Annotated in this window: 26 protein-coding genes and 1 pseudogene; 2 read left to right on the top strand and 25 right to left on the bottom strand. The window is 63.4% G+C overall.

Annotated features, from left to right (window positions below):
• Positions 1–14 precede the first annotated feature (14 nt).
• Positions 15–669, top strand: a pseudogene (locus BZG29_RS22870) (LysE/ArgO family amino acid transporter).
• Here BZG29_RS22870 and fliR read toward each other — a convergent pair.
• From fliR to BZG29_RS28590, 14 genes are all read right to left on the bottom strand, one after another.
• Entirely contained in the window at positions 670–1536 is an 867-nt protein-coding gene (gene fliR / locus BZG29_RS22865) for a flagellar biosynthetic protein FliR (protein ID WP_077407827.1), read from the bottom strand.
• 22 nt (positions 1537–1558) lie between these two features.
• Positions 1559–1828: a flagellar biosynthesis protein FliQ gene (gene fliQ, locus BZG29_RS22860; protein ID WP_035821365.1), complete on the bottom strand. Its 270-nt coding sequence runs from the start codon at positions 1826–1828 to the stop codon at positions 1559–1561.
• A 10-nt stretch (positions 1829–1838) separates the two neighbouring features.
• Entirely contained in the window at positions 1839–2522 is a 684-nt protein-coding gene (gene fliP, locus BZG29_RS22855) for a flagellar type III secretion system pore protein FliP (protein ID WP_253192912.1), read from the bottom strand.
• An 82-nt stretch (positions 2523–2604) separates the two neighbouring features.
• Complete coding sequence (gene fliO / locus BZG29_RS22850; protein ID WP_077407823.1) at positions 2605–3204, bottom strand: flagellar biosynthetic protein FliO; 600 nt, start codon at positions 3202–3204, stop codon at positions 2605–2607.
• On the bottom strand, positions 3201–3635 hold the full coding sequence (gene fliN, locus BZG29_RS22845; RefSeq protein ID WP_034754038.1) for a flagellar motor switch protein FliN: 435 nt from the start codon (positions 3633–3635) through the stop codon (positions 3201–3203). The genes fliO and fliN overlap by 4 nt, the downstream gene beginning before the upstream one ends.
• A gap of 48 nt (positions 3636–3683) precedes the next feature.
• Positions 3684–4670 carry a flagellar motor switch protein FliM gene (gene fliM, locus BZG29_RS22840; RefSeq protein ID WP_034754035.1) on the bottom strand — a complete coding sequence of 329 codons (987 nt, stop codon included), beginning with the start codon at positions 4668–4670 and terminating at the stop codon, positions 3684–3686.
• A gap of 6 nt (positions 4671–4676) precedes the next feature.
• Positions 4677–5189, bottom strand: a complete 513-nt coding sequence (fliL, locus tag BZG29_RS22835; protein WP_035821361.1) for a flagellar basal body-associated protein FliL — start codon at positions 5187–5189, stop codon at positions 4677–4679.
• Between the two features lie 186 nt (positions 5190–5375).
• The gene (locus BZG29_RS22830; protein WP_077407819.1) at positions 5376–6674 is read right to left on the bottom strand and encodes a flagellar hook-length control protein FliK; all 1299 of its coding nucleotides are present in this window, start codon (positions 6672–6674) and stop codon (positions 5376–5378) included.
• A gap of 19 nt (positions 6675–6693) precedes the next feature.
• Positions 6694–7134 (bottom strand): flagellar export protein FliJ, encoded by a 441-nt coding sequence (fliJ, locus tag BZG29_RS22825; protein ID WP_077407817.1) that lies wholly within the window; start codon positions 7132–7134, stop codon positions 6694–6696.
• A 32-nt stretch (positions 7135–7166) separates the two neighbouring features.
• Positions 7167–8483 (bottom strand): flagellar protein export ATPase FliI, encoded by a 1317-nt coding sequence (gene fliI / locus BZG29_RS22820; protein WP_233516143.1) that lies wholly within the window; start codon positions 8481–8483, stop codon positions 7167–7169.
• 89 nt (positions 8484–8572) lie between these two features.
• Positions 8573–9274: a flagellar assembly protein FliH gene (locus BZG29_RS22815; RefSeq protein WP_077407813.1), complete on the bottom strand. Its 702-nt coding sequence runs from the start codon at positions 9272–9274 to the stop codon at positions 8573–8575.
• 43 nt (positions 9275–9317) lie between these two features.
• Positions 9318–10316 (bottom strand): flagellar motor switch protein FliG, encoded by a 999-nt coding sequence (fliG, locus tag BZG29_RS22810; RefSeq protein ID WP_077407811.1) that lies wholly within the window; start codon positions 10314–10316, stop codon positions 9318–9320.
• Positions 10309–12024 (bottom strand): flagellar basal-body MS-ring/collar protein FliF, encoded by a 1716-nt coding sequence (gene fliF / locus BZG29_RS22805; protein ID WP_077407808.1) that lies wholly within the window; start codon positions 12022–12024, stop codon positions 10309–10311. The genes fliG and fliF overlap by 8 nt, the downstream gene beginning before the upstream one ends.
• Before the next feature lie 84 nt (positions 12025–12108).
• Entirely contained in the window at positions 12109–12465 is a 357-nt protein-coding gene (locus tag BZG29_RS28590) for a hypothetical protein (RefSeq protein ID WP_253192922.1), read from the bottom strand.
• Here BZG29_RS28590 and fliE point away from each other — a divergent pair.
• Positions 12362–12664, top strand: a complete 303-nt coding sequence (gene fliE / locus BZG29_RS22800; protein WP_230539976.1) for a flagellar hook-basal body complex protein FliE — start codon at positions 12362–12364, stop codon at positions 12662–12664. The genes BZG29_RS28590 and fliE overlap by 104 nt on opposite strands.
• Positions 12665–12736: 72 nt before the next feature.
• Here fliE and BZG29_RS22795 read toward each other — a convergent pair whose 3' ends face one another.
• From BZG29_RS22795 to BZG29_RS22745, 11 genes are all read right to left on the bottom strand, one after another.
• Positions 12737–13483 carry a flagellar brake protein gene (locus BZG29_RS22795; RefSeq protein ID WP_077407806.1) on the bottom strand — a complete coding sequence of 249 codons (747 nt, stop codon included), beginning with the start codon at positions 13481–13483 and terminating at the stop codon, positions 12737–12739.
• A gap of 25 nt (positions 13484–13508) precedes the next feature.
• Positions 13509–13835, bottom strand: a complete 327-nt coding sequence (locus BZG29_RS22790) for an EscU/YscU/HrcU family type III secretion system export apparatus switch protein (RefSeq protein WP_077407804.1) — start codon at positions 13833–13835, stop codon at positions 13509–13511.
• The gene (locus BZG29_RS22785; protein ID WP_077407802.1) at positions 13828–15015 is read right to left on the bottom strand and encodes a flagellar hook-length control protein FliK; all 1188 of its coding nucleotides are present in this window, start codon (positions 15013–15015) and stop codon (positions 13828–13830) included. Before BZG29_RS22785 ends, BZG29_RS22790 begins: the two co-directional genes overlap by 8 nt.
• A 26-nt stretch (positions 15016–15041) precedes the next feature.
• A complete protein-coding gene (locus BZG29_RS22780; protein ID WP_077407799.1) occupies positions 15042–15368 on the bottom strand; it encodes a flagellar protein FliT in 327 nt (108 codons plus the stop codon).
• A gap of 3 nt (positions 15369–15371) precedes the next feature.
• Positions 15372–15818, bottom strand: a complete 447-nt coding sequence (gene fliS, locus BZG29_RS22775; protein ID WP_077407797.1) for a flagellar export chaperone FliS — start codon at positions 15816–15818, stop codon at positions 15372–15374.
• 22 nt (positions 15819–15840) lie between these two features.
• Complete coding sequence (gene fliD, locus BZG29_RS22770; protein ID WP_253192681.1) at positions 15841–18522, bottom strand: flagellar filament capping protein FliD; 2682 nt, start codon at positions 18520–18522, stop codon at positions 15841–15843.
• A 229-nt stretch (positions 18523–18751) separates the two neighbouring features.
• Positions 18752–19123 (bottom strand): flagellar protein FlaG, encoded by a 372-nt coding sequence (locus BZG29_RS22765; protein ID WP_077407795.1) that lies wholly within the window; start codon positions 19121–19123, stop codon positions 18752–18754.
• A gap of 84 nt (positions 19124–19207) precedes the next feature.
• Positions 19208–20701, bottom strand: coding sequence for a flagellin (locus BZG29_RS22760; RefSeq protein ID WP_077407793.1), 1494 nt, complete (start codon positions 20699–20701; stop codon positions 19208–19210).
• A 340-nt stretch (positions 20702–21041) separates the two neighbouring features.
• The gene (locus BZG29_RS22755; protein ID WP_077407790.1) at positions 21042–22613 is read right to left on the bottom strand and encodes a GGDEF domain-containing protein; all 1572 of its coding nucleotides are present in this window, start codon (positions 22611–22613) and stop codon (positions 21042–21044) included.
• Positions 22614–22814: 201 nt separating this feature from the next.
• Entirely contained in the window at positions 22815–23462 is a 648-nt protein-coding gene (locus BZG29_RS22750; protein WP_077407788.1) for a response regulator transcription factor, read from the bottom strand.
• A 23-nt stretch (positions 23463–23485) separates the two neighbouring features.
• On the bottom strand, positions 23486–24994 hold the full coding sequence (locus BZG29_RS22745; protein ID WP_253192680.1) for a PAS domain-containing sensor histidine kinase: 1509 nt from the start codon (positions 24992–24994) through the stop codon (positions 23486–23488).
• Between the last annotated feature and the right edge of the window lie 16 nt (positions 24995–25010).

The raw sequence follows: 25010 nt of genomic DNA, 5'->3' as shown, positions 1-25010 counted from the left end.
GGCAAGATCGCCGCATGACACTCTCGAGCGCCACCACACCACTGGTTTTTTCCGTCTTTTTCCAGGGCTTGACCCTGGGCCTGGGACTCATCGTCGCCATCGGCTCGCAAAATGCCTTTGTCTTGCGGCAAGGCTTGCGCCGCGAACATGTGGGTGCCATCGTGCTGTTTTGCGCCCTGGCCGATGCGGCGCTGATCGGCGCCGGGGTGCTGGGCATGGCCCATGCGTTGGGGCAGCGCCCCTTGCTGGCCAGCGCGCTGGCGCTGGGCGGCGCCGCCTTCCTGGCCGTCTACGGTTGGCAAGCCCTGCGGCGCGCCCGCCGGCCGCAGCAGTTGCGCGCCGCCGAGGGGCGCGCCGGACTGGGCCTGACGGCCATCCTGGCCCAGGCGGCGGCCTTTAACTTTGCTCAACCCGCACGTGTATCTGGATACGGTATTGCTGGTGGGAAGTATTGGCGCCCAGCAGCCGGGCGCGCTGCGCGGCTGGTTTATCGCTGGCGCGGGCGCGGCCAGCCTGCTGTGGTTTGCATCGCTGGGATATGGCGCGCGCTGGCTGGCGCCGTGGTTTGCGCGGCCCCGGGCCTGGCAAGTGCTCGATGGCTTGATCGGCGTCACCATGTTCGTGTTGTCCGCGCTGTTGCTGCGCCACGCGCTGGGCTGGCAGCCCTGATCAGCGCGCGGGCGGCAGCGGTGCCGGTGCAGGCGTTGCCGGGCGCAGGGGATTCGGCGGCGCGGGCGGCGGCGGCCGGTCGCGCGTGGCAAAGCCGCGCGGCAGCAGGCGCGCCGTTTCTATGCCGCGCAGGAACATGTTCTGGAAGGGCGTGGCCAGGTAGGGCAGGACCATGCTGATTACCAGCAAGCCCACGCCCAGGGTGACGGGAAAACCGATACCGAAGATGTTCAGTTGCGGCGCGGCCCGCGTCAAGATGCCCAGGGCTACGTTGGTCAGCAGCAGGGCGGCGATGATGGGCAGAGAAATTTGCAGGCCGGAACGGAAAATTTCCCCGCCCCACGCTGCCAATTGCTGGAAGCCGCCGCCGCTGATGGGACTCGATGAAATCGGCAGGCTGACAAAGCTTTCTGCCAGCGCCGCCAGCAAGACCAGGTGGCCATTGACGGTCAAAAACATCAAGGTGGCCAGCATGACGAGGAACTGGCTGATGGCGGAAGATCTGCCCTTGGTTTGCGGGTCGAAGAATGAGGCGAAGCCCAGGCCCATGGTGAGACTGCTGATTTCGCCGGCCATTTCGATGGCGGAAAACACGATGCGGATGGAAAAGCCCATGGCCAGGCCCACCAGCATCTCCTGCGTGAGGATCAATAAACCGGGCAAGGACATCGGGTTGACGGCAGGCAAGGCCGGCACGGTGGGGGCGATGATCATGGCCAGCAGGGCGCCCAGGCTCACCTTCACGGTGGCCGGCACGGCCGCGTTGCCGAACAGGGGGGCGGCCGCAATCAGGCCGAGGATGCGGCTAAGCGGCCACAGCAGTGCTGCGATCCAGGTATTGAGTTCGATGCTGGACAGAGTCAGCATGGGAGGATCAGCAAGCGCTGCACTAGCCAACCAGGTTCGGGATGCCGGTAAACACCTGACGCATGTAGTCGAGCATGACGGACAGCATCCACGGGCCGGCCACGACGAGGGCGACGAAAATGCCGACCAGCTTCGGAATGAAGGACAGGGTCGCCTCGTTGATCTGCGTTGCCGCCTGGAAAATACTCACGATCAAGCCGATGATGAGGGCGACGAGCAGCATGGGCGCGGCCACCATGAGGGTGATTTCCATCGCATGGCGGCCCAGGGTCATGACGCTTTCGGGTGTCATCTTATTTCCCCTAGTAAAAACTCTGTGACAGCGAACCCAGCAGCAACTGCCAGCCATCGACGAGCACGAACAGCATCAGCTTGAACGGCAGCGAGATGGTCGCCGGCGACATCATCATCATCCCCATCGACATCAGCACGCTGGCGACCACCATGTCGATGATCAGGAACGGGATGAAGATGGCAAAGCCGATCTGGAACGCCGTCTTCAGTTCGCTGGTGACGAAGGCGGGCACGAGGATGCGCAGCGGCACGTCTTCCGGGCCTTGCAGGGCCGGCGAGCGCGACATCTTGGCGAACAGGGCCAGGTCGGCCTGGCGCGTCTGCTTGAGCATGAAGGTTTTCAGGGGATCGACGCCCTTGTCCATCGCCTGCTGCATGCTGATCTTGTTTTCCTGATACGGTTGATACGCATCCGTATAAATCTTGTCGAACACGGGTCCCATGACGAACAGGGTCAAAAACAGGGCAAGGCCCACCAGCACCTGGTTCGGCGGCGCCGATTGCGTGCCGATAGCCTGTCGCAGCAGCGACAGCACGATGATGATGCGCGTAAAGCAGGTCATCATCAGCAAGGCCGCCGGCAGGAAGGTGAGCGACGTCATCAGGATGAGCGTCTGCACCGGCAACGAGTAATTCTGGCCGCCGCCCGGCGCCGGCGTGCTGTTGAAGGCCGGGATGCCCGGCTGGGCCATGGCCCACAGCGGCAAGGCCAGGGCGGCTGCCGCCAGCAGCCAGGTCAGGGGAGTCTTCAAGGTGGACCACGCCATCTGCTGCTTATTTCCCATTGCGTTTTTCGATGGTCTGTTTCAGCCACTCGGAAAAATTGGCGGCCGCAGGGCCGTTTTGCGCCGTGGCCAGTTGCGGCAATTCGCCTTCCTGGCGCGGCATGGTGGCCAGCGCGTTGATCCTGCCGGGCGAGGCGCCGACGACGATCCACTGGTCGGCCACTTCGACGAGGACGATGCGTTCGCGTCCGCCCAGGTTGAGCGAGCTGACGACGCGCATCTTGCTGTTGCCGCCCATGACCTTGGGGCCATAGCGCTTCATGAACCAGGCCAGGCCGATCAGGAGGGCCAGCACGAAGACGAGTGCGAAGATGGTTTGCAGCAAGCTGCCGGCCGAACTGGTCGGCGCCATCGTCATCGGTGCGCCGGGCGGCATGGCGGGCAGGGCGGCGGCAGGCGCGGAGGCCGGCACCGCTGCTGCAGCTGAGGCGGCCGGCGCCGCGGCGGCTGGCGGTGTCTCGCTTGCCAGCGCGACGGAAGCGCTGGCGGCGCTGGCCGCCGGCGCCGGGGCGGTTGCCGGTTCGGCGTGCGCAATGCTGCATGCCGCCAGGAGCGGCAGCACGGTGGAAATCAACAGGCCAGGCTTCATTTATTCAATTTTCGGATGCGTTCGGAAGGCGTGATGATGTCCGTCAGGCGGATGCCGAACTTGTCATTCACCACCACCACTTCGCCCTGGGCGATCAGGCAGCCGTTCACCAGCACGTCCATCGGTTCGCCGGCCAGGCCGTCGAGCTCGACCACGGAACCCTGCGCCAGTTGCAGCAGGTTCTTGATGGCGATCTTGGTGCGGCCCAGTTCGACCGTCAGCTGCACGGGGATATCGAGGATGAAATCGATATCGTTGTGCGTTTCCGACTTCGATGCCTGCTTGGAAAAGTCCTTGAACACGGCGGCGCTGGCCGCGCTGGCCGTATTGGCGGCCTGGTTCTGCAGCGCTTCGGCTTCCGCCTTGGCCTGCTCGGCAATGGCCGCGCCCCAATCGTCTTCCGCGCTTTGGTCGTCTTGGTTGTCAGACATGTGTTTCTCCTGTTGTACAGATGCGGGCCGCAGCGGCCCGGGTATTTTTTAATGATTGTTCATGTTGTCGGCGTTAGCCAGCAACTTTTCAACCTTCAGCGCATATTGTCCGTTCAACACGCCGTACGTGCAATCCATCACGGGCACGCCGTCGACGGTGGCGGCGATCAGTTCGGGAATATTCAGCGGGATGATGTCGCCCACCTTCATGTTCAGGATTTCATCGAAGGACACGCGCGCCGTGCCCAGCGACGCCACCAGCTCGACTTCGGCGATCTGGATCTGCTGCGTCATCAGGCGTATCCAGCGCTTGTCCACTTCCAGCGCCTCGCCCTGCAGGCTCGAGGTCAGCGAATCGCGGATCGGCTCGATCATCGAATACGGCATGCAAAAGTGGATTTGTCCGGAAACGGAGCCCAATTCCACCGTAAACGTGGACGCCACCACCACTTCGTTCGGCGTGGCGATGTTGGCGAACTGCGTGTTCATTTCTGAACGGATATATTCGAACTCGACGGGGAAGACCGGCTCCCACGACTTGGTGTAGGCTTCGAAGACGATGTCGAGGATGCGCAGGATGATGCGCTGCTCCGTCTGCGTAAAGTCGCGCCCTTCGACGCGCGTATGGAAACGTCCGTCGCCGCCGAACAGATTGTCGACCAGCAAGAACACGAGGCCCGGATCGAAGACCATCAAGGCCGTGCCGCGCAGCGGCTTCATGTGCACCAAATTCAGGTTGGTCGGCACCACCAGGTTACGGATGAACTCGCTGTATTTCGATACGCGCACGGAACCGACCGACACTTCGGCGCTGCGGCGCAGGAAGTTGAACAGGCCCACGCGCAGCAGCCGGGCGAAACGCTCGTTGATAATTTCCAACGTTGGCATCCGGCCGCGCACGATGCGCTCCTGGGTTGCCAGGTTGTAGGTACGAACTCCCGTGACATCTTCCGGCGCCTGCGCGTCGTCCTGGTCTCCGTTGACGCCCTTCAGAAGGGCATCGACTTCTTCCTGGGAGAGGAAATTATCGGCCATGGCTGCTTATTGAATGATGAATGCGGTAAATAATACGTCCGTCACGTCCTGCTCCGGCCCTTTGTCCTCGAACGGCTGGTTCACCTGATTGATGATTTCGGCCGCCAGTTGCTGCTTGCCTTCCACGGTATTGAGTTCGGACGCCTTCTTGCCGGACAGCAGCAGCAATAAACGGCTGCGCACTTTCGGCATGTTGATCTTGATCAAGTCCATTTCTTCCGGGCTGCTGGCCTGCAAGGTAAACGCGATTTGCAGGTATTGCTCGCCATTTTCCGGCTGCAAATTGACGGTGAAGGCATCGATGGGCACGAAGACGGGCGGACCTGCCTTGGAAGCGGCATGTTTTTTCTTGCTGGGCGCCGATTCTTCTTTATCGGCCTTGCCATGCAGGAAGTACCAGGCGGCACCGCCACCGATACCGCCAGCCACCAGCACCGAGGCCAGCACGATGATCAGAAGCTTCTTTTTCGAGGCGCCGGCGGGAGCCAGGCCTGCATCTGCTTTCGGATCTGCTTTCATTTTTGGATTTGCTTTCAATGGTACTCGAGTGCATGGAAGTGGATCACGACGCCATTATGTCATTATCGGCAAATTCTGCGCAGAAGGATGCAGTGAAAAGAGGGCGGAAGCGCCCTCAACTCGCTGTTTTTAGACGAAAAGTTACGCCTTGGGGCGCGCCGGTGGCTGGCGGACGACGAATTGTCCTCAGGCAAAGGTATCCACGGCACTCAGGCTGGGCCGGCTGCGTCCGCCCGCCGCCGGCGCGATGGCGATCTCGCCACCCGCTGCGCCGCCGCCCTGGCCATTGCCGCGGCGCTCGCCCGAGGCGGCGCGTTCACCATTGTTTTGCTGTTCCGGCGTGCCGGCCGAGACGGTGGCGTTGCCAAAGGCGATGCCCGCTTCGCTCATCATCTCGCGCAGGCGCGGCATGGCCGCTTCCAGCGCCTGGCGTACTTCCGGCTGGGCCGACATGAAGGCGGCATCGGCCTGGTCATTGGTGACCGTCAGTACCACTTGCACGGGGCCCAGGTCGGGCGGATTCAAGGTCAGGGTGGCGCTCTGGTCGCCGCCGGCCGCCATCCACACGACTTTCTGCCCCAGCTGCTGATCCCAGGCCGGCGTGCCGACCCGGCCCGTCAGCTTGTCGGCCGGCACGGCCACGGCGGCAGCGGCCTGCTGCAGCGCGCCCGGCTGCAACTGGGCCGCCAGGCGGCTCAGGTCGGCAGGTGTTTCCTTGAGAATCGGTTCGGCCACGGCGGCGCCCGCCTTGGCAGTGGCTGCCAACTGGGCGTCGATGGCCAGCTTGCCAGGTTCGGCCTTGCCGGTTGGCAAGCTGGCGCCTGGCTGGCTGCTGCCGGCGACCGCCTTGCCCTGGGCCTGGCCCAGGCTGTCGGCAAAGTCGCCGCCGTCCGTTTGCGCGGTGGCGGCAGCCTTGCCGCTGCCCTGGCCGGCTGCCAGCAAGGGGCCTGTGGCCAAGTTCTTGCCGTCGGCCTTGACGCTGGCGCGCGCGGGCAGTTCCGGCACGGCTTTGGCGGCTGCCGCCGGCGGCTGGATGGCCAGCTGGATGCTGCCTACCAGGGCCAGCATCTCGGCGGCCGGATCGGCCGGCGGTGCGACTGTCGCGGCGGGGGCGGCAGGCACGCTGGCCTCGGACTGGGTGCCGGCGTTGTCGGCGGTGGCGGGCTGGGCCGCCTCGCTGGACTGCGCTGGCGGCTGCTCGCTGCTGGCAGCCTGTTCGCTTTGCACCGGCTTCGTTTCGCCGGCGGGCGCCTGGGGCGCGGGTGACGGCGTGGCGGCAGGGCTGGCGGGGCGGGCCGCCGGCGCAGGCGCTTGCATTTGCGCCTGCACCATATTGCGGTTGGCCTGGCGTTGCTCGATCTGGCGGTTCAGGGTGCGCTGGAAGTCGCCCGCCGTGCCGCTGGTGGACGGCTGGCTGCGGTTGGCGGCGCCCGGCGTGGCGTTCGGCGAGATAATCTGGGAAATCGGTGTTGGCTGGGTTTGCATGATGCTGCCTCAGTGTTGCTTAGCGTTTGTAATAGGCTTGTCGCGCCGCGTGCTCATCCATTGCTTTCTGGTCGCGCTTGTTTTCCAGCTTCAGCGCCTGTTCCTGCGCCCGGTTGTTCAGGGTGGTGTACGACATGCGCTTGCGTTCGGCCAGCTGCCAGCGCATCTTTTCATTGTCGCTGCGCGCTTGCGCATGCTCGACCACTTGCTGCTGGCCCAGGATGGCGCTGTCGAGCTTGACCATGAAGGCCTGGAAGTTGCGGTAGGCCATGGGCGTGATGCCGCTGCTCATGCTTGTCTCGAAGCGCTTGGCGTAGTCGTCGCGGTAGCCGGACAGCATGTCGAGCTTCTGGCGGCAATCGTCGAGCGCTTTCAGGGCCGCGCCCAGGCGCTTGGCGCAGTCATCCGTTTCGCGCTGGGCAAGGTCGATCAGGGTTGCAAGTTGGGAAGGAGAGGCCATGGCTGATTATATTCCCGCTGTGCAAGCCCTAATCAGTCGAATAGAGCGGTAAGTTGCCCCAAGCTCTCGTCCATGCTGACCCGCTCCGTGATTTGCTGCTGCAAAAACGCTTCGATCTTTTCATGCAGGGCGATGGCCTGGTCCAGCACGGGGTCCGTGCCGGCGCTGTAGGCGCCCACGCTGATCAGGTCGCGGCTGCGCTCATAGCGCGAATACAGCTGTTTCAGCTTGCGCGCCTGCTGCTGGTGTTCATGCGTGGTGATCGAGTGGGCGGCGCGCGAAATCGATTGCTCGATGTCGATGGCGGGATAGTGGCCCGCTTCGGCCAGGCGGCGGTTCAGCACGATATGGCCGTCGAGAATCGCGCGTGCCGAGTCGGCGATCGGGTCCTGCTGGTCGTCGCCCTCGGTCAGCACGGTGTAGAAGGCCGTGATCGAGCCGCCGCCTTCCTCGCCATTGCCGGCCCGCTCCACCAGCACGGGCAGCTTGGCGAAGACGGATGGCGGATAGCCCTTGGTGGCGGGCGGTTCGCCGATGGCCAGGGCGATTTCGCGCTGCGCCATGGCGTAGCGGGTCAGTGAATCCATGATCAGCAGCACGTTTTGGCCCTGGTCGCGGAAGTGTTCGGCAATCGCCGTCGCATATGCGGCCCCTTGCAGGCGCATCAGCGGCGGCGTGTCGGCCGGCGCGGCCACGACGACGGAGCGGGCCAGGCCTTCGGGTCCCAGGATTTGCTCGATGAATTCCTTGACTTCGCGTCCCCGTTCGCCGATCAGGCCGACGACGATCACGTCCGCTTCCGTGTAGCGGGCCATCATGCCCAGCAGCACGCTTTTACCCACGCCGGAACCGGCGAACAGGCCCATGCGCTGGCCACGGCCCACGGTCAGCATGGCATTGATCGAGCGCACGCCCACGTCGAGCGTGTCGACGATGGGCGCGCGGCCCAGGGGATTGGCGGGGCGCACGTTGATGGGGGCGCTGTCGGTCGTGTGCAGCGGGCCCAGCTGGTCGAGCGGGCGGCCTGCGCCGTCGAGCACGCGGCCCAGCAGTTGCGGCCCCACGGGCAGGTGGCGCGCGCGGTCGCTGGGGCGGCGGCGCGGGTGGGCCACGCTGCCGGGGCGGGGGATGGCCGGTTCGACGGAAAACACGCGCGTGCCGGGCACGATGCCCTCGACGTCGCTTTGCGGCATCAAAAACAGGCGTTCGCCTTCGAAGCCGACCACTTCCGCCTCGACCCGGCCGCCATTCGGCAGCGGCACGGTGCAGGCGGCGCCGACGGCCAGGCGCAGGCCCACGGCTTCCATCACCAGGCCGGCCACGCGCGTGACGCGTCCTGAAATCTGCATTGGTTCCACAAAGCCGACCACGGCCGTACAGTCGCTCAGGTAGGCGCGCCAGCGCGCCGCATGGGCAGCAGGGCCTTTGACGGGCTCGCTCACGGCGCCAGCCAGTCCAGGTCTTTGCCCAGCGCATGCGTCAGGCGGTGCCAGCGGGTGGACGTCTGCGCATCGATCTGGTTGCTGGCCGTGTCGATCTTGCAACCGCCACGTTCCACGGACGGGTCTTCGATGACGCGCCAGCCGCCCTTGTCGAGCTCATCGCCGATACCGTCGCGCACGACTTGCGCATCGTCCGGGTTGAGCATCAGCAAGGCTGGTTGTTGTAGCACAGGCAAGTATTCGATGGCTTCGCGCACCATCGGCAGCATCAGCTCGGGGCGCACGGGCAGGGCCGTCTTCAGCATGCCCTTGGCCAGTTGCAAGGCCAGTTCCATCACGTCATTGGCGATCAGCTCGTCGGCCTGGTGCACGGCCGTGCCGAAGTCGACGGCGATGGTTTGCAGGTGCGCCAGTTCCACGGCGGAGGCAGCCTTGCCTTCCGCATACGATTGCGCATGGCCATCGGCGTGCCCGGCCGCATGGCCTTCCGCATAGCCGGCCGCGCGGCCTTCGTCGAAGGCCGTGGCGCGCGCTTCCTCGCGGATGGCGTCGAGTTCTTCCTGCGTCGGGTATTCGAGCGGCGGGGCCGGCTCTTCCTCGTGCAATTCTGCAAACGGGTCGATTTCGGGCTCGGGATCCGGTTCCAGCAGCTTGCGCGCCGCCACCACGCTGGGACGCTCGTCGCCAAACGAGGTCATTTCCCAGCGCTGGTAGGCGGTTTGCTGCTCTTTGGGAATTAAACTAGACAAACGAATCCTCGCCTTTTCCGCCTAAGACAATCTGCCCCTCGTCCGCCAGGCGGCGCACGATCTGCAGGATCTGTTTCTGCTGCGATTCCACTTCCGACAGGCGCACGGGGCCTTTCGATTCCAGGTCTTCGCGCATCATCTCGCCGGCGCGCTGCGACATGTTCTTGAAGATCTTGTCGCGCAGTTCCTGCGAGGCGCCTTTCAGGGCGATGATCAGCATTTCCGACTGTACTTCGCGCAGCAGCAGCTGGATGCCGCGGTCGTCGATATCGATCACGTTGTCGAACACGAACATTTCGTCCATGATCTTTTGCGCCATGTCATTGTCGTAATTCTTGATATTGTCCATGACGGAGCCTTCTTGCTCGCCGCTCATGAAGTTCAGGATCTCGGCCGCCGCGCGCACGCCGCCCAGCGACGATTTCTTGATGTTTTCGTTACCGGACAGCAGTTTCGTCAGCACATCGTTGAGTTCGCGCAAGGCGGCCGGCTGCACGCCGTCCAGGGTGGCGATGCGCAAGACCACGTCGTTGCGCAGGCGGTCCGTAAAGTGGCCGAGGATTTCGCAGGCCTGGTCGCGTTCCAGGTGGACGAGGATGGTGGCGATGATCTGCGGGTGTTCGTTGCGGATCAGCTCAGACACGGATTGCGAATCCATCCACTTCAGCGATTCGATGCCGGACGCGTCCTTGCCGCCCAGGATGCGCGACAGCAGCACGGATGCCTTGTCGTCGCCCAGCGCCTTGGTCAGCACCTGGCGGATGTATTCGTCCGAATCGAGGCCGACGGTGGAATTGAGTTCCGTCTGCGCGCGGAAGTCGTCGAGCACCTCGACCACCTGGTCGTGCGCGATGCCCTTCATGGTGGCCATGGCGGCGCCCAGTTTCAGCACTTCGCGCGGCCCGAGGAATTTCATGACCTCGGCCGCTTCGCTCTCGCCCAGTGCCAGCATCAGGATCGATGCTTTTTGCAGTCCCGTTGTCTCAGTCATTATTGCCTATCCATGCTTTGATTACGTTGGCCACGACGCGCGGGTCTTCCTGCGCCAGTTTCCGGGCCATCGCCAGGTTTTCGCGATAACCGCGGGCCGTGTCTTCTTCCAGTTCTTCCAGCTCCGCTTCGCTGAGCAGGACTTCGTTTTCTTCGCCGTCCTTGGCCAGTTCCGGTTCGATGACGGGCGGCGGGGCGCCGAAATCGTCGATCTTGCGCATGACAGGGCGCAGCATCGGGCGCACGATCTTGATGAAGATATACAGCAGGATCAGGGCCGTGATGAGGAATTTCGCCAGTTCCTTGGCCAGCGGCAAGTTGGCGGGGTCGCGCCACCACTCCAGCTTGCCTTCCGGCGCGCGGTCGATGCCGTCGAAGGGCGAGTTGGCCACGCTGAAGCTGTCGCCGCGCTCCTTGTTGTAGCCCATCGCTTCCTTGACCAGATTATTGATCTGGATCATTTCTGCTGGGGAAATCGGCTTGACCGTGACCTTGCCATCCTTGTCGAAGCTGCGGCGGTAGTTGACGACGACGGCCACCGACAGGCGGCGCAGGCCGCCCATGGATTTCTGTTCGTAGCGCACGGTCTTGTCGACTTCATAATTCGTCGTCGATTCCTTCTGTGTCGGCGCCGTCGGCGCGCCGCCCGGGGCGCCCGGTGCCTCGGCCGTCAATGGCGCCGTGGCCACGCCTGGCGGCTGGTTCGACAGCGCGCCCGGCACGCCGGACGGGTTGGCATTGCCGGCGCCCGTCGATTCGCTCGTTTGCTGGCTGCGGATGGTGGACGCTTCCGGCGGCGAGTTCGGCTTGTAGGTTTCTGCCGCCTGCTCGCTTTGCGAAAAATCAACATCGGCCGTCGCTTCGGCGCGCACATTGCCTTCGCCGACGATGGGCAGCAGGATCGATTCGACCTGCTTGATCACGCTTTGCTGCAATTGCTGCACGTACTTCAGCTGGTTCGGGTCCAGGCTCTTGATGCCGTTGGCGCGGTCCTTGTCCTTTTCCTGGTTCGACAGCAGGGTGCCGGCCTGGTCGACCACGGTGACATTGATTGGCAGCAATTCCGGCACGCTGGACGCCACCAGGTGCACGATGGCGCTCACCTGCAGCTGGTCCAGGCCGCGGCCCGGATGCAGGTTCAGCAGCACGGACGCCGTCGGTTTTTGCTGTTCGCGCACGAAGACGGACGGTTTGGGCAGGGCCAGGTGGACGCGCGCCGTGTCGACGGCGGACACCGATTCGATCGATTTCGCCAGCTCGCCTTCCAGCGCGCGCTGGAAATTGACCTGTTCCAGGAATTGCGACACGCCCAGCTTCTGGTTTTCCATCAGCTCGAAACCCACGTTGCCGCCCTTCGGCAAGCCTTGCGCGGCCAGTTTCAGGCGCGCGTCGTGGACTTGCTCGGATGGCACGAGAATGGCGCCGCCGCCTTCGGAAAACTTGTGCTTGATGCCCAGCTGGTCCAGCGATGCGGTGATGGCGCCGCCGTCGCGGTCCGTGTAGTTGGAAAACAGGACCTTGTATTCGGGCGGCTGGTTCCACATGTACAGGGCCACGCCGATGGCGACCAGTGCCGCCACGCCCAGGCCGCGCAGGAAATTCTTGCCCATCGGCGTCTTGGCGAACGCTTGCACGGACTCCACGGGCGAGCGGGCAGGCGCCGGTTCCGGCGGTATGCGGTTCACATCGATTTCTTCGGCTACAGCCATGATTGCCTTCCAGGGCGGTGTATTTACGTGTATTGGGTGGTGCGTGGGGGCCGCTTCCTCGGGAGGATTGGGCGATATGCAGAATTATCCGCCACTGTCACGCGCTTCAATCGTCCAAATAGAAGGCGCTTTTGCCGCCTGCTCGGCCGAGCGGCTGGCGTTGGCGCTGGTATTGTGGAACCCTGGCAACATGTGACGGAAGTTATTGTACCCGTCGTTGCCTTGCAAGCCAGGGTTTTGTTCTCTGGGTGCAACAGGCATGGAACAGTTACGAAGCACACCAGAATCGGGAGGCAAAGTGAAAACAGGCGGTATCGATAGCAGCAGGATCGAGGCGATGATCGCGCAACTGAAGTCGGCGGCCACGCGGCCGGAGGCAAAAATACCGGCGATCCAGACCGAGATGCCGGCGGCGAAGGTGAATTTTGCCGATGCCTTCAAGAGCGCGCTCGACTCCGTGAGCGGTGCGCAAAAGGCTTCGTCCGCGCTGGGCCAGCGCTTTACCATGGGCGACGAAAAGGTCAGCCTGTCGGACGTGATGGTGTCGATGCAAAAGTCGAGCATCGAATTCCAGGCGACGGTGCAGGTGCGGAATAAATTAGTTTCTGCATATCATGAAATCATGAATATGCAGGTGTAGAGTTTAATTTACCCCAAAGGCAAATTCCGGGGTCAGACCCGGCGGGTCTGACCCCAGCTTTCGGCTGGGGTACTAGCCCAGCCCCGCCATCCTTGCGTTGCGTTCTCGTTCCAGGCGCGTGATATAGCGCTGCACGTGCGCCAGCATGCTGCGCGGCAGGTCGACGAACTGGCAGCCGAGGCGGCGGTTCAGCTTATTGTTCAGCAAGGTCATGTCCAGCGAGTTGCGAATTTGCAAAGTTGCCGTGACGATGCCGACGTCGGGCAAGTCGATGCGGCAGCCGGGATAGTCCCGGCCGATGGTCTCGCCCAGCATCAGTTTATTGTCGAGGATGGCGATGCCGCCGCAGCTGATGTCGGCCAGCGGGAACAGGGTGTCGGCGCCGCCCAGCGAGGGCGGCAGGGGAATCGCCACGCGCACGGGATTGCTCACGGGCGTTGTCATGCGGTAATACTCGCGCCGCTGCAAGCGGATTAGTGTTTCTGGAATGGCAATTTTCAAGGCGGGCGTGCCGCCGTAATTGCACTCTTCCACCTGGGCGCTGGCAAACAGGATGCGGATCTTGTCGAGCGAGGTTTCAAAGGAAATGCCCTTGGCGGCCACCATGCGCCGGTTCTGGTCGGCATTCACGGAACGGTCGAGGATGACGCTATCGTGGTCGGCATCGACTTCCAGGATGGACGTGACGCACACATCGGATTCACCGTGGATCAGCATGCGGATCAGCTGGTTCTTTTCGCCGATGCTGCGCAGCAAGGCGATGATTTCCCGCCGCGATTCCACTTCAAAATCATGCCAGTTTTCGAGGCCGGAATCCATAATATGTGCTTGCATTGATGCCTGTCTATGTATCGGTGAGGTTGATGCTGGTGTCGGGCGGCGGCGGGATGGGCCCGCCATTCGCAGATTCAATATGATATAACCAGGCCAGCAGTTCCGCAATCGCCCGATACAGGCCGGGCGGAATCTGGCGGTCCAGGTCGACATCCATCAGCAACGCCACCAATTCCTTCGATTCATGCACGAAGACGCCGTGTTCGCGCGCCGTGCTGATGATCTGGTCCGCGATCAGGCCGCTGCCCTTGGCCACCACCTTGGGTGCCGGCGCGCCGCTCTGGTAGGCCAGCGCGACGGCCGTCTGCGGCACCTTGCGCCTGGTATCGTCAAGCATCATCGGCTTCCACCGGCTCGGCAGCGTCCGGCTTGCCGGCGATCGTCAACGATGACAAGGGCCAGCCAGCCGCTTCCAGCGCCGCTTCCAGCGCCGCCGCATGCTGGCGCAGGGTGGCGGCGCTGCCTTCGCTGCCGGCCTGCATCTGGATGGAGACTCTGCCGCCCTGCAAGACCACGTGCGCGGCCAGGTCGCCCAGCAGGGGAAACTGGAAGCGCACGTTGCTGCGCCAGGCCGTCGCTTCCTCGTCGCCGTCGCGCCCATCGTGCTGCTGTCCTTCCGGCGCATCCTTGCTGATATCCCACTGCATCTTCTGGCCGGGCCACGCTTCGCCCTGCCACTGCACGCGCGCCTGTTCGTGCGTATGCAGCTGCAAATTGATCAGTTGCGCCGAGGCCAGGTCGGTTCCCGTTCTGGCCGTCTCGCCCTGTGCCGCCTTCTGCATCTGCGGCTCCAGCAGCAGCGACGCGAGCGGCCGCTTGCCTTCGGCCCATTCGGCCACATGCGATTCATAGAACAGGCCGCTGCTGCCGACGGCATCGTGCAGCTTCTGGGCCACCTGGGCCGGGGCGGCGCCCGGCGTGGCCATCAGCGGCGTCTTGCCGACCAGGGACAGGGGCGCGCCGGGCACGCTTTCAGCCTGGCTGAGCACAGTGCTGATGGCGCGCGCGGTGGTGCTCAGCTCGGGCGCAGGCGTGTCGCCAGCGAGGGCGGGCAGCAGATTGGCCGGCGTCAGGGGCGCGCGGCTGAGCAGGGTGGCGGCCGTGCTGCCGGCGCGCGTGCCGGCCTGGGCGGCGCCGGGCTGGGGACCGCGCGTTTCAGCGGCGTCCGGTTCGGCTTCCGCGTCCGCATACGTCAGCAGGGCGCTGGCGGGCTGGTCGCGGTTATTGCCGATTTGAAAAGAGGGACGGGGATTGATGCCGATCAAGGTCAGCGGGATTTCCGTGCCGGGCTGGGCGCCGGCAGGCAGCTGCATGCGGGCCGGCGTGCCGGCCACGCGCACGAGGAAGCTGCCGTCGCCCATGCGGGCCAGCACCTGTCCCTGCATGGATTTGCCGATCAGTCCCTGCAGCGAGCGCTGGAACTCGGCCTGGCGCGGGTCGGCGACGGCGTCGGCCACCCGCGTGGCCTTGACCGGGGTCAGGGGCGTCATGCCGATCGCATCCATCTTCGGCAACATGATAGCTGACCTTGCCCCGTGTGCGCTTACGCGCCGTAGGCGTTGGCCAGGCGCCGCTCCGTGCCGGTGCTGTTGATCAGCTTGGACAATTGCGCCATCCACGGCATGGTCAGGTCGCGGATCTTGCGGTCGTCTTCCAGGATCTGCTTGATCAGGGCGACCTTGCGCTGGCGGCCAGCGCTTTCCAGCACGACTTTTTCTTCATTTGCCTTCAGCGCGGCCACATGCGCGCTGATGCGCTGTTCCAGCACTTCGAGCGCGTCCCAGTCGGCGTTGGTGGCGGCGGTGACCATCTGGCCCGTCAGGGTCTGCATGGCTTCGTAGGTGGTCAGGACTTCTTGATTCGTCATCATGGGTTAGGCGCTCGCAAGGCTGGGCATACGTTTCAGATCGGCGCCAGGCATGGCGGCGGGGGTGGCGCCGATGGCGTTCCAGGTTTCGCGCAAGTCGGTGAGCAGGCGCTGCACCTCTTCCAGCAGGGTAATATCGTTGTGCAGGTTGGCCGTCAGCAGGCGCGCACTCATGTATTCATACAGGGCGTCGAGGCCTTCGGCGATCTGGCCGCCCGCTTCCTTGTCCAGGCTGGCGCGCAAGCCATTGTCGATGATCTGGATGGCTTTCGAGATCGACTTGCCTTTTTCCGGCACATTGCCCGATTTCATGTGCATCTGCGCGCTGAGCACGGCCACCAGGGCGCCGTCGTACAGCATCACGATCAGCTTGTGCGGCGAGGCCGAAACGATGCCCGTTTCCAGGCCGACCTTGGCATAGGCGTTGACGCCGCGTTGTTGGGTTCCAAACATGTAATTCTCCTGATGATTGGGCTTAACGGTTGGAGGCGATGGCGGCCAGCTGCTGGGTCAAATAGCTTTGCATGGATGTCAATTTGCTCAGCGTCACGTCGAGGCGCGAGTACTGGGCGCGGTAGCGCGCTTCGATGTCGGTCAGTTTGTCGCTGAACTTGTCGCGCTGCGTCGCGATGTTCTTGATCGTTTCGTTGAGACCCTTGGAACGGTTGGTGATCATGCCGTCCGTGCCGAGGAAGGAGGTCGCCAGGTTATTCAGCTGGTAGGCATAGCCTTGCGAGAAGCTGACGGTGCCGCGCGCACCGGTGGTGCCGCCCGTCACTTCAATCTTCAGGCCCTCGGCCGGCGAACCGGCGGCGCCCGTCAGGGTCTGGCCCGAGCCGATCACCGGTTGTCCTCCCAGGGTGCCGGCCACGTCCGTGCCCTTGACGGGCGTGGCGGCGCCGAACAGGGCGGTCGGCGCCGTGCCCGTGCCGGTGCTGACGGCGATATTCGAGACGGAGCCATAGCGGGCCGATGCCAGTACCAGTTTGCCCGCTCCATCGATGGAGGCCGACACGGTGGCGCCGTTGTCGGCAAAGGACTTCACGCCGTTGATCGAGGACTGGATCATCGAGGCCATCTGCGCAGGGGTGTAGGTGCCGGCAGGAATGACGACCTGCGCCGTGTTCTTGGCAGCGCTGGGCTCGGTATCGTTGAGCGTGATGCTCCAGGTGGTGTCGCTGGCAATTGTCGTGCTGGCGGGCAAGACGGCGGCCGAGGTGAGCGCACCCTGGCTGGCCATCGTGGTGATCGTCAACTCATAGCTGCCGGGTTTGGTTGCGGCGGTCGAGCTGGTAAAGGCAACGTTGCTGTCGGTGGCCTTGCCCAGTGCCGAGAACAGGCCGGCGATGTCGGTGAAGTTGGCGCTGATAGCCTTGTCGAGCTTGCTCGAGTCCAGTGTCAGGCTGCCATCTTTCTGAAATGAAATGCCGACCTGGCTCAAGGTGCTCAAACTGCTGTTCAAGCCGGTGATGGGCGCACCGAGTTGCCTGCGCAACTGGCTCTGGATCGATTGCGCGGTCGAGTCCCCCAGCAGGACGCCGCCCTTCTTGGTTTCCGGATCATACGCCGTCATCTTGGCCATCGCCGTATTCAGGTCGTTATACGCCTTGACGAAGGCATTGATGCTGGTCTTGACGGTGGAGGTGTCTTTTTGCACCGACAAGCTGGTGCTGCCCACCTTGGCGATGCCCAGGGTCACGCCTTCGATGGCCGTATCGACACTGTTCGACGCGCTGGTGATGGCGATGCCGTTGACGCTGAAGTTCGTGTTTTGCGCGGCGCTGTTCTGTTTCAGGTTCTGCGTGCCGCCCGCATCGTACGACAGCAAGTCGTTCAGGGCGCTGTCCGGCGGCAGGCCGTCGCTGCCGCTCAGCGAGATTTTCATGGCCGAATTGGCACCCGTCTTCGAGGAGCTCAAGACCAGGTGGTAGGGCTTGTCCGTGCCGTCCGAAACGATGCTGGCGGTTACGCCCAGGCCCGCGTTGTTGATGGCGTCGCGGATGCCTTGCAGGGTGTTGTTGGTGGCGTCGATCACCACCGTGCCCGTCGCTTGCGTGCCATCCTGGGTAAAGTTGGTGTTCATGTAGGCGCCACCGGAGCCTGCCGTCAGTCCGGCGGCGGCCGGATTGCTGCCGGCGATGGTGATCGGGCTGGCATTGCCCGAGGCCAGGTTGATGGTGCTGGTCAGCGTCACGTTCGAGCCGTCATTGACCGAGTTCGAGGCATGGCCGATGCCGCCCTTGACCGAGCCCGTCACCACTTCCTCGATGTTCAGGTTGGAACCGTCGGCGCGCGTAAATTTCAGGGTGCCGTCGGCGGCCTTGCCGGTGACGGTGATGTTGGCCGCGGCCAGCGCGTTCGAGACGGCATTCGGGCCTTCGAGCGTCGTGTCGAGCGAGGCCCCCGTGATGCCGGCGCCTGCGGCGACGCTGTTCCCCTGGGTGACGATCTCGATGCCGCCCACCGACAGCGAATACGTGCCGTCCGCGCCCGTTTCGATATTGCCGAAGCCGCTGAACATGGTCGCGCTGCTTTCAGTCGGCTGGGCCGTGGCGGTCACGCCCGTGGTGCTGCTCTTGGCGTTGATGGCGTCGGCCAGGGCGCGCGCGCTCTTGGTGCTGGCGTCGGTGGGGATGGCGGTGCCATTGAGGATCAGGGAGCCGTTGCTGATGCCGCTCTGCGCCGTGGTGGCGCCCAGGGCGGCGCCCTTCAAGCCGAAGGTGCCGCCGGCGACCGAACCGAGCTGGAAGGAAATCGTCGTCTTGCTGCCCAGGCCGATGGTCGACAGCTTGTTGGCCATGCCGCCCGACATCAGGGTTTGCGACTGAGCCAGTTGCGTGACATTGATGTTGTAGTTGCCGGCTACGGCCTTGGCGCCGGCGCTGGCCGTCAGTACGAGGGGGTCGGCGGGCGTGGCGCTGACGGCGCGGAAGTTGTTGGTGTTCGAGAGCGCCGACAGCGAACTCTGGAAGGTGCTGACGGCGCCGCTCAAGGTGCCCATGGCGCTGAGCTTGGCCTGGTAGGAGGCCGTTTTCTTGTCAAAAGTACCCAGCGGTGCCGCTTCGGCCGTCATCAGCTTGTCGATGAGGGCATTCACATCCAGGCCGCTGGCGCCGGCGCCGATGCCGATGGATGAAACTGTAGGTGTGATGGCCACTGAATACTCCTAGGAAAACGCTAATATAAGCTGTTATCGGCAGAATCAATCAGGACTTGAGAGGGGGATTTACCGCGCTGTTTTCAGCGGGCGGGAAAAATCGGGGAAGAGACCGGAAAATATTGCTTTTTCTGCAGCAAAAAACGGGGCCGGATAGCCAGGCTATCGGGCCCCGTGGTCATGCCGATGCATACTGCCACGCTGCTGCATGTCCGTGGGCGAGGTCATCTTATACGCTTTGACTGATCAGTGAGCCTTTGGCCGAATCAAAGGTCTTGGCCAATTCCAGGGCTTCCTTGGTGGGAATCTGGCGCAGCACTTCCTTGGTTTCCTGGTCGATGACCTTGACGACCGTACGCTGGCTGTCTTCGTCGATGGCAAATTCAATGCCTTGCGTTTTTATCTGCGACGACTGGTTCAGCTCCGATACCGCCTTGTTCAACTGCTCGCGGCTGGGTTCCTTGCTGGCTTGCTGTGGTGCAACCGTGTCGTTTTCCGTGGCCGTGCGTGGCGCTGCCGGGCGCGCCGCCGGCGTGTCCGTCGCGGCGTAACTCTTGTCTATCCTGGCCGCGGAGGCGGCCGCTATCGTGTCGATAGTCATGGTGCTCTCCTAGTGGAAATTCCCCGGCCGAAAAAATCCGGCAGGGGAATCGGGGTCCTGCGCTGTTGCGATACTAATCAGGGATTAGCCGCGCAGCAGGCTCAGGACGCCGTTTGGCAGCGAGTTCGCTTGCGCCAGCATGGCCGTACCAGCTTGTTGCAGGATCTGGCCGCGGGTCATGTTGGCTGTTTCCGCTGCAAAGTCGGTATCGACGATGCGGCTGCGCGATGCGGACAGGTTTTCCGTGGTCGATTGCAGGTTCGAAATCGCCGACGAGAAGCGCGATTGCAAAGCACCGTATTGGGCGCGTTGGCTGTTGACCGTTGCCAGTGCGGCATCGGCAATTTTAATTGCCAGCTGCGCATTGTCAAAGTTCGTCACGTCCAGGGTCGACACGGAGTTCAGGGTCGAACCTTGTGCCGTCGCTTGACCAACCTTCAGGCCGGTAGGGGTGTTTTCCGTCACCGAGAAGCTGTTTTGCGAGTCGAAGGTCACGCGGCCGTTGACCGTGGCGGCGTCGGCTGCGGTGATGATCGACTGCACTGCTGCTTGTACTTTGCCGTCAGCCTTGTAGCCATCGACGTCGAACTTGACGTTGGCCGTCGTGCCTTGCGTCAGGTTGATGTTTTCACCCGATGCATTGGTCAGCTTCATGCCCTTGTTGACGCTGTCGTACTGGGCGGTCACGCCGGTCTTTGCCGTCTGGGCATTGATCGCGTTGATGCCTGCTGCGTAGTCGGCTGCGGTCGATGCCGTGCCGCTGACGGCGAACGACACGGTAACAGGCGCCGTGCTTGGGTTGTCCGAACTGATGGCGAACGAATACGATTCAGCGCCCAGGTTCAGGTTCACGTCCGTTTGTGCGGAAGCGGTCACGCCCGTTTTTGCCGTTTGGCTGTTGATGTCGGCGGCGACGGATTTGGCCGTGCTGCCTTTGACGCCGGCGGCGGCTGCCGTCGTGTCGACGGTAGCGGTGCCGATGGAGCCGGAAATCGTGAGCTTGCCGACGACGGCATTACCCAGCGCATCTTTCTTGACAGCCGATGCATCGTTGGCGATACGGTTGTTACCGTAGGTATTGGTCAGGAAGTTCGCGCCGCTGGCGGAAATCAGCTGATTGGCATCGGCGCCGACCTGGAAGTTGGCCGTACCCATGGTGCCGTCCAGCAGCGCCTGGCCGTTGAACGAGGTGGTTTGGGCGATACGGTTCAATTCCGAACCCAGTTGGCCTACCTCGGTTTGCAGCGCCTGGCGGTCGCTCGACGAGTTCGTCGAGTTCGACGATTGCACGGCCAGTTCGCGGATGCGTTGCAGGATGTCACCCGAGCTTGCCAACGCGCCTTCAGCCGTCTGAGCCAGCGAGACACCGTCGTTGGCATTGCGGGTGGCTTGGGTCATGCCGCGGATTTGCGACGTCATGCGGTCGGAAATCGCCAGACCAGCAGCATCATCTTTGGCGCTGTTGATGCGGAAGCCGGAGGACAGGCGTTGCAGCGAGGTGCTCAGGGCCGACTGCGAGGTCGACAGATTGCGTTGCGAATTCAGGGACGAGATGTTGGTATTAATTACTGCAGCCATGATAATTCTCCAAACAGGTACTACATTGCGCTATGTGCTAGTCACTTTGGCCTGCCCCGCTGTTCCGGGACAATCAAGCCGCTGTTGTTTAGGGTAACGGTTGCTCTGCGGGAAAATTTATGGCGAAAAGTGCTTTAAATTTTAATTTTTAGCCCTTCAGTTTGCCGCCAGCCGCGCGCTAGACGACAGGTTTTAAGGAAACTTGAGGGTAAAAATAGTTTTATTTTTATATTGCAGGGATACTGGCGAAGCGCTGGAACGGGAGAGAATGTTGTTGTTTTGAAATGAAAAATGCCGTCCGGCCGGGCGGCGGGACGGCATGGCGTGCAGCGGGCCGGACTCAGTCGGCCACCACCACGCGGTTCTTGCCCGTCTGCTTGGCCTGGTACATGGCGCGGTCGGCGCGCTTGACCAGTTCGGCCTGGTCTTCGTTGGGCAGGCGCAGGGCCACGCCGGCGGAAAAGGTGATTAAGACTTTTTCGTTGTCGTGCAGGAAGAAATGCCGGGTCAGCTCGCGCTGCAGGCGTGTCATCGTCGACGAGGCCGCCTCGACCGTGGTTTCCGGCAGCAGAATGAGGAATTCCTCGCCGCCGAAGCGGGCGATGACGTCCATCGAGCGCAGGGTTTCCTTGACGATCTTCACCAGGTGTTTCAAGGCGGCATCACCGGCCAGGTGGCCGTAGGTGTCGTTCAGGCGCTTGAAATCGTCCAGGTCCAGCATGGCGATGCACAGCGGCGTGCCGCGGCGGTCGGAGCGGGCCGTCTCGCGCTCGAACACGTCGTCCAGGCCACGGCGGTTCAGGCTGCCCGTCAGCTGGTCTTCCCGCACCAGTTCGCTCATATGCTGGAGCTTGGCTTCCAGGGTGTGGATGCGCTGTTCCGCATCCTGCACTTCCTGGCGCGCCAGCACCATCTTGTCGCGCGCGCGCAGGGCTTCGTTCTGCACCATGCGCGTTTCGCGCAAGACTTCGTCAAGAACGCTGTTCAGTTCGCTGATATTTTCCGCCTGGCTGATCTTTTCCGAATAGCCGCCGATCTTTTCATGGAAGTCGCCCGTGCTGGCCGCCACTTGCCCCAGGCGGTCGATGAAGGTCATCATCATGTTCTTGACCGTCAGCTTGACGTCGGACAGGCTGTGCTTGAGCTGGCCTTGCTTGTAGATGACTTCCTTCAGGCTGCGCGTGGCGTCTTCCAGCGCGCGCTGGTCGAGCGGGCCGGCGATCAGGTTTTGCACGGCATCGACCTGGCCGCGCAGCCAGCTGTCGTCGTCGAGCAACTGGCTGACGTTGTCCAGCAGCAACTTGAACAGGCGCAGCAGCAATTCCTGCTGCTCGGCCGTGTCGCCGCTTTTCAATTCGATCTGGTAGCACAGCTGTTTCAGGCGCAGCGCCGCTTCGTTCAGCGCTTCTTCCGTGTGGGCCAGCTTGATGGCCGCGCCCAGCGATTCGGCCTCCTCCACCAGCGCGGGCGTGCCCGTCAGCAAGGTGGCGACGGCAAAACCCAGGGTGCGGCTGAGCAATTCGCGCAGGGTGCGCGTCTGTTCGCCGTCCGGCAGGGGCGGCAGTTCGATGCCGCCGCCTTTCTTGACCTGTTTTTCCGCCAGTTGCGCCAGGGTGCGCGCATAGCTGTCCCAGTCGCGCGCTTTCAGGGCGCGCTGGAAACGCCGGCCAAAGTCGCCCAGTTCGCCCGCCGATTCGCTCATCTTGGCGGCAAACTGCGTCAGGACGTTTTCCGCGCCACTCTCCGTGGGTGCGCTGGCGGCCAGCACTGCGGCAGGTGCGCCGGGCGTCTCCGCGGGTTCGCTGATGCCCGCGATTTCATTGTAGATATCGCGGTAGGCGCTCGGCGTCGGGGCGATGCGGCGCGTGGCCAGTCGGCGAAACGCTTCGCGGGCGATATCGGCAGGGTTCATCGCCGCAGTGGCGGCGGTATTCGTGGCGCCGGCGGGAGCGCTTGCTGGTGAAGTTGGCAATTTACTGGACATGTAGGCACAGCCTTTTTAGATATTTCTAATTATCCTCATGATATGCGAGTTGGCAAAGAACTTATTGTGCGAGAAGCAAGGAGAAGTCCTGTCAATTCGCCCGATGCCAGCGTGCATGCCGCTTTGCCGTCAATCCACCAGCTGGTTGCGGATGGCGTAATGCGTCAGTTCGGCACTGTTCTTGAGTTTCATCTTGACCAGCAGGCGGGCGCGGTATTCGCTGACGGTTTTCACGGACAATTTCAGCTCTTCGGCGATGGCGCCCACGGCCTTGCCCGAGGCGATCATGACCAGGGTCTGGTATTCGCGGTCCGACAGGGTGTCGTGCAAGGCCGTTTCGTGGTCGTCGCCCACCGTGTTGGCCAGTTCCTGCGCCAGCGAGGCGCTGATGTATTTCAAGCCTTGCGCCACCTGGCGGATGGCCGTGACCAGTTCGCGCGGCGCGCTCTGTTTCGTCAGGTAGCCGGCCGCGCCCGCCTTGAGGGAACGGATGGCGTACTGGTCCTCGCGGTGCATGGAGAGCATCAGCACGGCCAGTTCCGGCTTTTCCTTCTTGATCTGCTTGAGCACCTCGATGCCGCTGCGGTCGGGCAGGGAGATGTCGAGCAGCAACACCTGGCATTTCGAGCCGCGGAACAGTTTGATGGCGTCGTGGCCATTTTCGGCCTCGCCGGCCACGATGATGTCCTTCGTATCGGCGAGGATTTGCTTCAAGCCCTCGCGCACGATCGCGTGATCGTCGGCGATGAATACCCGGATGGTGGCTTTTTCTTTCATGACTGCGTTGTTTCCTATCTAATTCACCCACTGGCCGCTTCTGGTGGCGGCCCGCTGTGCGCGGGCGCACTGGCTGCAGCCGCTATTATCGCCTCTCGCGGCGTGGTCAGCCGGATTTTTATGCTCAGGATGGTGCCGCCGTCCGGCCCGTCCATCAGGCTCAGGGTGCCGCCCAGCGCGCTGGCCCGTTCGGCCATGCCGCGGATGCCGAACGATTGCGGCTTGGCGCGGTCGGACAGGCGCATGCCGACGCCATTGTCGGCGATCGACAGGCTGATATGCTGGCGCTGCCGGGCCAGGCGCACGCTGACCTTGCTCGCCCGCGCATGCTTGGCGATATTCGTCAGCGCCTCCTGGGCGATGCGGAACAGGCTGGTCGCCTGGTCCAGCTCCAGTTCGATGTGCTGGCGGTTCGAAATGAACTGGCATTCGATGCCGGCCTGGCGCGCGAATTCCTTCACTTGCCAGTCCAGCGCGGCGACCAGGCCCAGGTCCAGCATGGAAGGGCGCAAGTCCAGCGAAATGCGGTGCACGGCGTCGATGCTGCGGTCGACCAGGGCGTCGACATAGTCGGCCTTTTCCTGCAGTTGCTGGTCTTCCGGCGGCAGGCGGCGCGCCAGCATGGCCAGCGCCATCTTGATCGCCGTCAAATTGCCGCCCAGGTCATCGTGCAATTCGCGTGCCAGGCGCGTGCGTTCGTGTTCCTTGACCTTGTCGATATGCGCCGTCAGCTCGGCCAGGCGGGCGCGCGACTGGCGCACTTCGCTCTGTTCCAGCCGGCTTTCCGTGATATTCGTCATGATGCCTTCCCACTGCACCGTGCCGTCGGCCAGCGCGCGCGGCGTGGAGCGCAGGTTGATCCATTTGACATCCTTCCATGCATCGATCCAGATGCGGCCTTCCCAGTTCCAGCTCCACAAGGCATTTTTCGACGCTTGCATCGATTCCAGATACGAGGCGCGGTCGTCGGCGAGGATCAACTGGTAAAACAGTTCCGGGCGCGCGTGCAGCTGTGCCGGCCCCAGGCCCAGCAGGGCCTGGCAGCCATCGCTCAGGTAGGGGAAGGCGGCGCGCCCATCCGCATGCAGGCAGAACTGGTACACGAGGCCCGGCGTATTCGAGACGATGGCGTTGAAGCGTGACTGCACCTGCGCCAGGGCGGCGGCCGTCGCCTGCGGCGTGCGCAAGTCTTCGCCTTCGGCCAGCAGCAGGGCGCGTCCGTGGCGGCTGGCGCGCGACAGGTGCAGGCTGAGCGAATACAGGCTGCCGTCGCGGCGGCGCTGCTGCACGTGCAGCAGGGCTTGCGCGCCGATGCTGTCGTCCAGCGTCGCCAGCACGGCGGCCAGTTGCTGCGCGTCAAGCTGCGGCGCCAGGGTGAACGGCGTCATCGCCAGCAATGCCTTGCGCGCATACTGCAAGTTGTCGCAGGCAGCATCGTTGGCGTCCAGCAATTGCAAGCTGGCCGCGTCGTACAGGTAGATTTCCGGCGCCGCCGCGCGCATGGCGGGGGCCAGCCGGGGAGTGTCGTGCATGGAGTGGCCTTTCTTC

It is taken from the genome of Janthinobacterium sp. LM6 (assembly GCF_002002885.1).
Classification (GTDB): Bacteria; Pseudomonadota; Gammaproteobacteria; order Burkholderiales; family Burkholderiaceae_D; genus Janthinobacterium; species Janthinobacterium kumbetense.
This window is presented reverse-complemented; position numbering and strand designations above follow the sequence as displayed.

Bases quoted from the DNA above. Each gene is read 5' to 3' on its own strand.
- fliR (WP_077407827.1), bottom strand. From the start codon at position 1,536: ATGCTGACTCTGTCCAGCATCGAACTCAATACCTGGATCGCAGCACTG.
- fliQ (WP_035821365.1), bottom strand. From the start codon at position 1,828: ATGACACCCGAAAGCGTCATGACCCTGGGCCGCCATGCGATGGAAATC.
- fliP (WP_253192912.1), bottom strand. From the start codon at position 2,522: ATGGCCCAGCCGGGCATCCCGGCCTTCAACAGCACGCCGGCGCCGGGC.
- fliO (WP_077407823.1), bottom strand. From the start codon at position 3,204: ATGAAGCCTGGCCTGTTGATTTCCACCGTGCTGCCGCTCCTGGCGGCA.
- fliN (WP_034754038.1), bottom strand. From the start codon at position 3,635: ATGTCTGACAACCAAGACGACCAAAGCGCGGAAGACGATTGGGGCGCG.
- fliM (WP_034754035.1), bottom strand. From the start codon at position 4,670: ATGGCCGATAATTTCCTCTCCCAGGAAGAAGTCGATGCCCTTCTGAAG.
- fliL (WP_035821361.1), bottom strand. From the start codon at position 5,189: ATGAAAGCAGATCCGAAAGCAGATGCAGGCCTGGCTCCCGCCGGCGCC.
- BZG29_RS22830 (WP_077407819.1), bottom strand. From the start codon at position 6,674: ATGCAAACCCAGCCAACACCGATTTCCCAGATTATCTCGCCGAACGCC.
- fliJ (WP_077407817.1), bottom strand. From the start codon at position 7,134: ATGGCCTCTCCTTCCCAACTTGCAACCCTGATCGACCTTGCCCAGCGC.
- fliI (WP_233516143.1), bottom strand. From the start codon at position 8,483: ATGCAGATTTCAGGACGCGTCACGCGCGTGGCCGGCCTGGTGATGGAA.
- BZG29_RS22815 (WP_077407813.1), bottom strand. From the start codon at position 9,274: ATGACCTCGTTTGGCGACGAGCGTCCCAGCGTGGTGGCGGCGCGCAAG.
- fliG (WP_077407811.1), bottom strand. From the start codon at position 10,316: ATGACTGAGACAACGGGACTGCAAAAAGCATCGATCCTGATGCTGGCA.
- fliF (WP_077407808.1), bottom strand. From the start codon at position 12,024: ATGGCTGTAGCCGAAGAAATCGATGTGAACCGCATACCGCCGGAACCG.
- fliE (WP_230539976.1), top strand. From the start codon at position 12,362: ATGATCGCGCAACTGAAGTCGGCGGCCACGCGGCCGGAGGCAAAAATA.
- BZG29_RS22795 (WP_077407806.1), bottom strand. From the start codon at position 13,483: ATGGATTCCGGCCTCGAAAACTGGCATGATTTTGAAGTGGAATCGCGG.
- BZG29_RS22790 (WP_077407804.1), bottom strand. From the start codon at position 13,835: ATGCTTGACGATACCAGGCGCAAGGTGCCGCAGACGGCCGTCGCGCTG.
- BZG29_RS22785 (WP_077407802.1), bottom strand. From the start codon at position 15,015: ATGTTGCCGAAGATGGATGCGATCGGCATGACGCCCCTGACCCCGGTC.
- BZG29_RS22780 (WP_077407799.1), bottom strand. From the start codon at position 15,368: ATGATGACGAATCAAGAAGTCCTGACCACCTACGAAGCCATGCAGACC.
- fliS (WP_077407797.1), bottom strand. From the start codon at position 15,818: ATGTTTGGAACCCAACAACGCGGCGTCAACGCCTATGCCAAGGTCGGC.
- BZG29_RS22765 (WP_077407795.1), bottom strand. From the start codon at position 19,123: ATGACTATCGACACGATAGCGGCCGCCTCCGCGGCCAGGATAGACAAG.
- BZG29_RS22760 (WP_077407793.1), bottom strand. From the start codon at position 20,701: ATGGCTGCAGTAATTAATACCAACATCTCGTCCCTGAATTCGCAACGC.
- BZG29_RS22755 (WP_077407790.1), bottom strand. From the start codon at position 22,613: ATGAACCCTGCCGATATCGCCCGCGAAGCGTTTCGCCGACTGGCCACG.
- BZG29_RS22750 (WP_077407788.1), bottom strand. From the start codon at position 23,462: ATGAAAGAAAAAGCCACCATCCGGGTATTCATCGCCGACGATCACGCG.
- BZG29_RS22745 (WP_253192680.1), bottom strand. From the start codon at position 24,994: ATGCACGACACTCCCCGGCTGGCCCCCGCCATGCGCGCGGCGGCGCCG.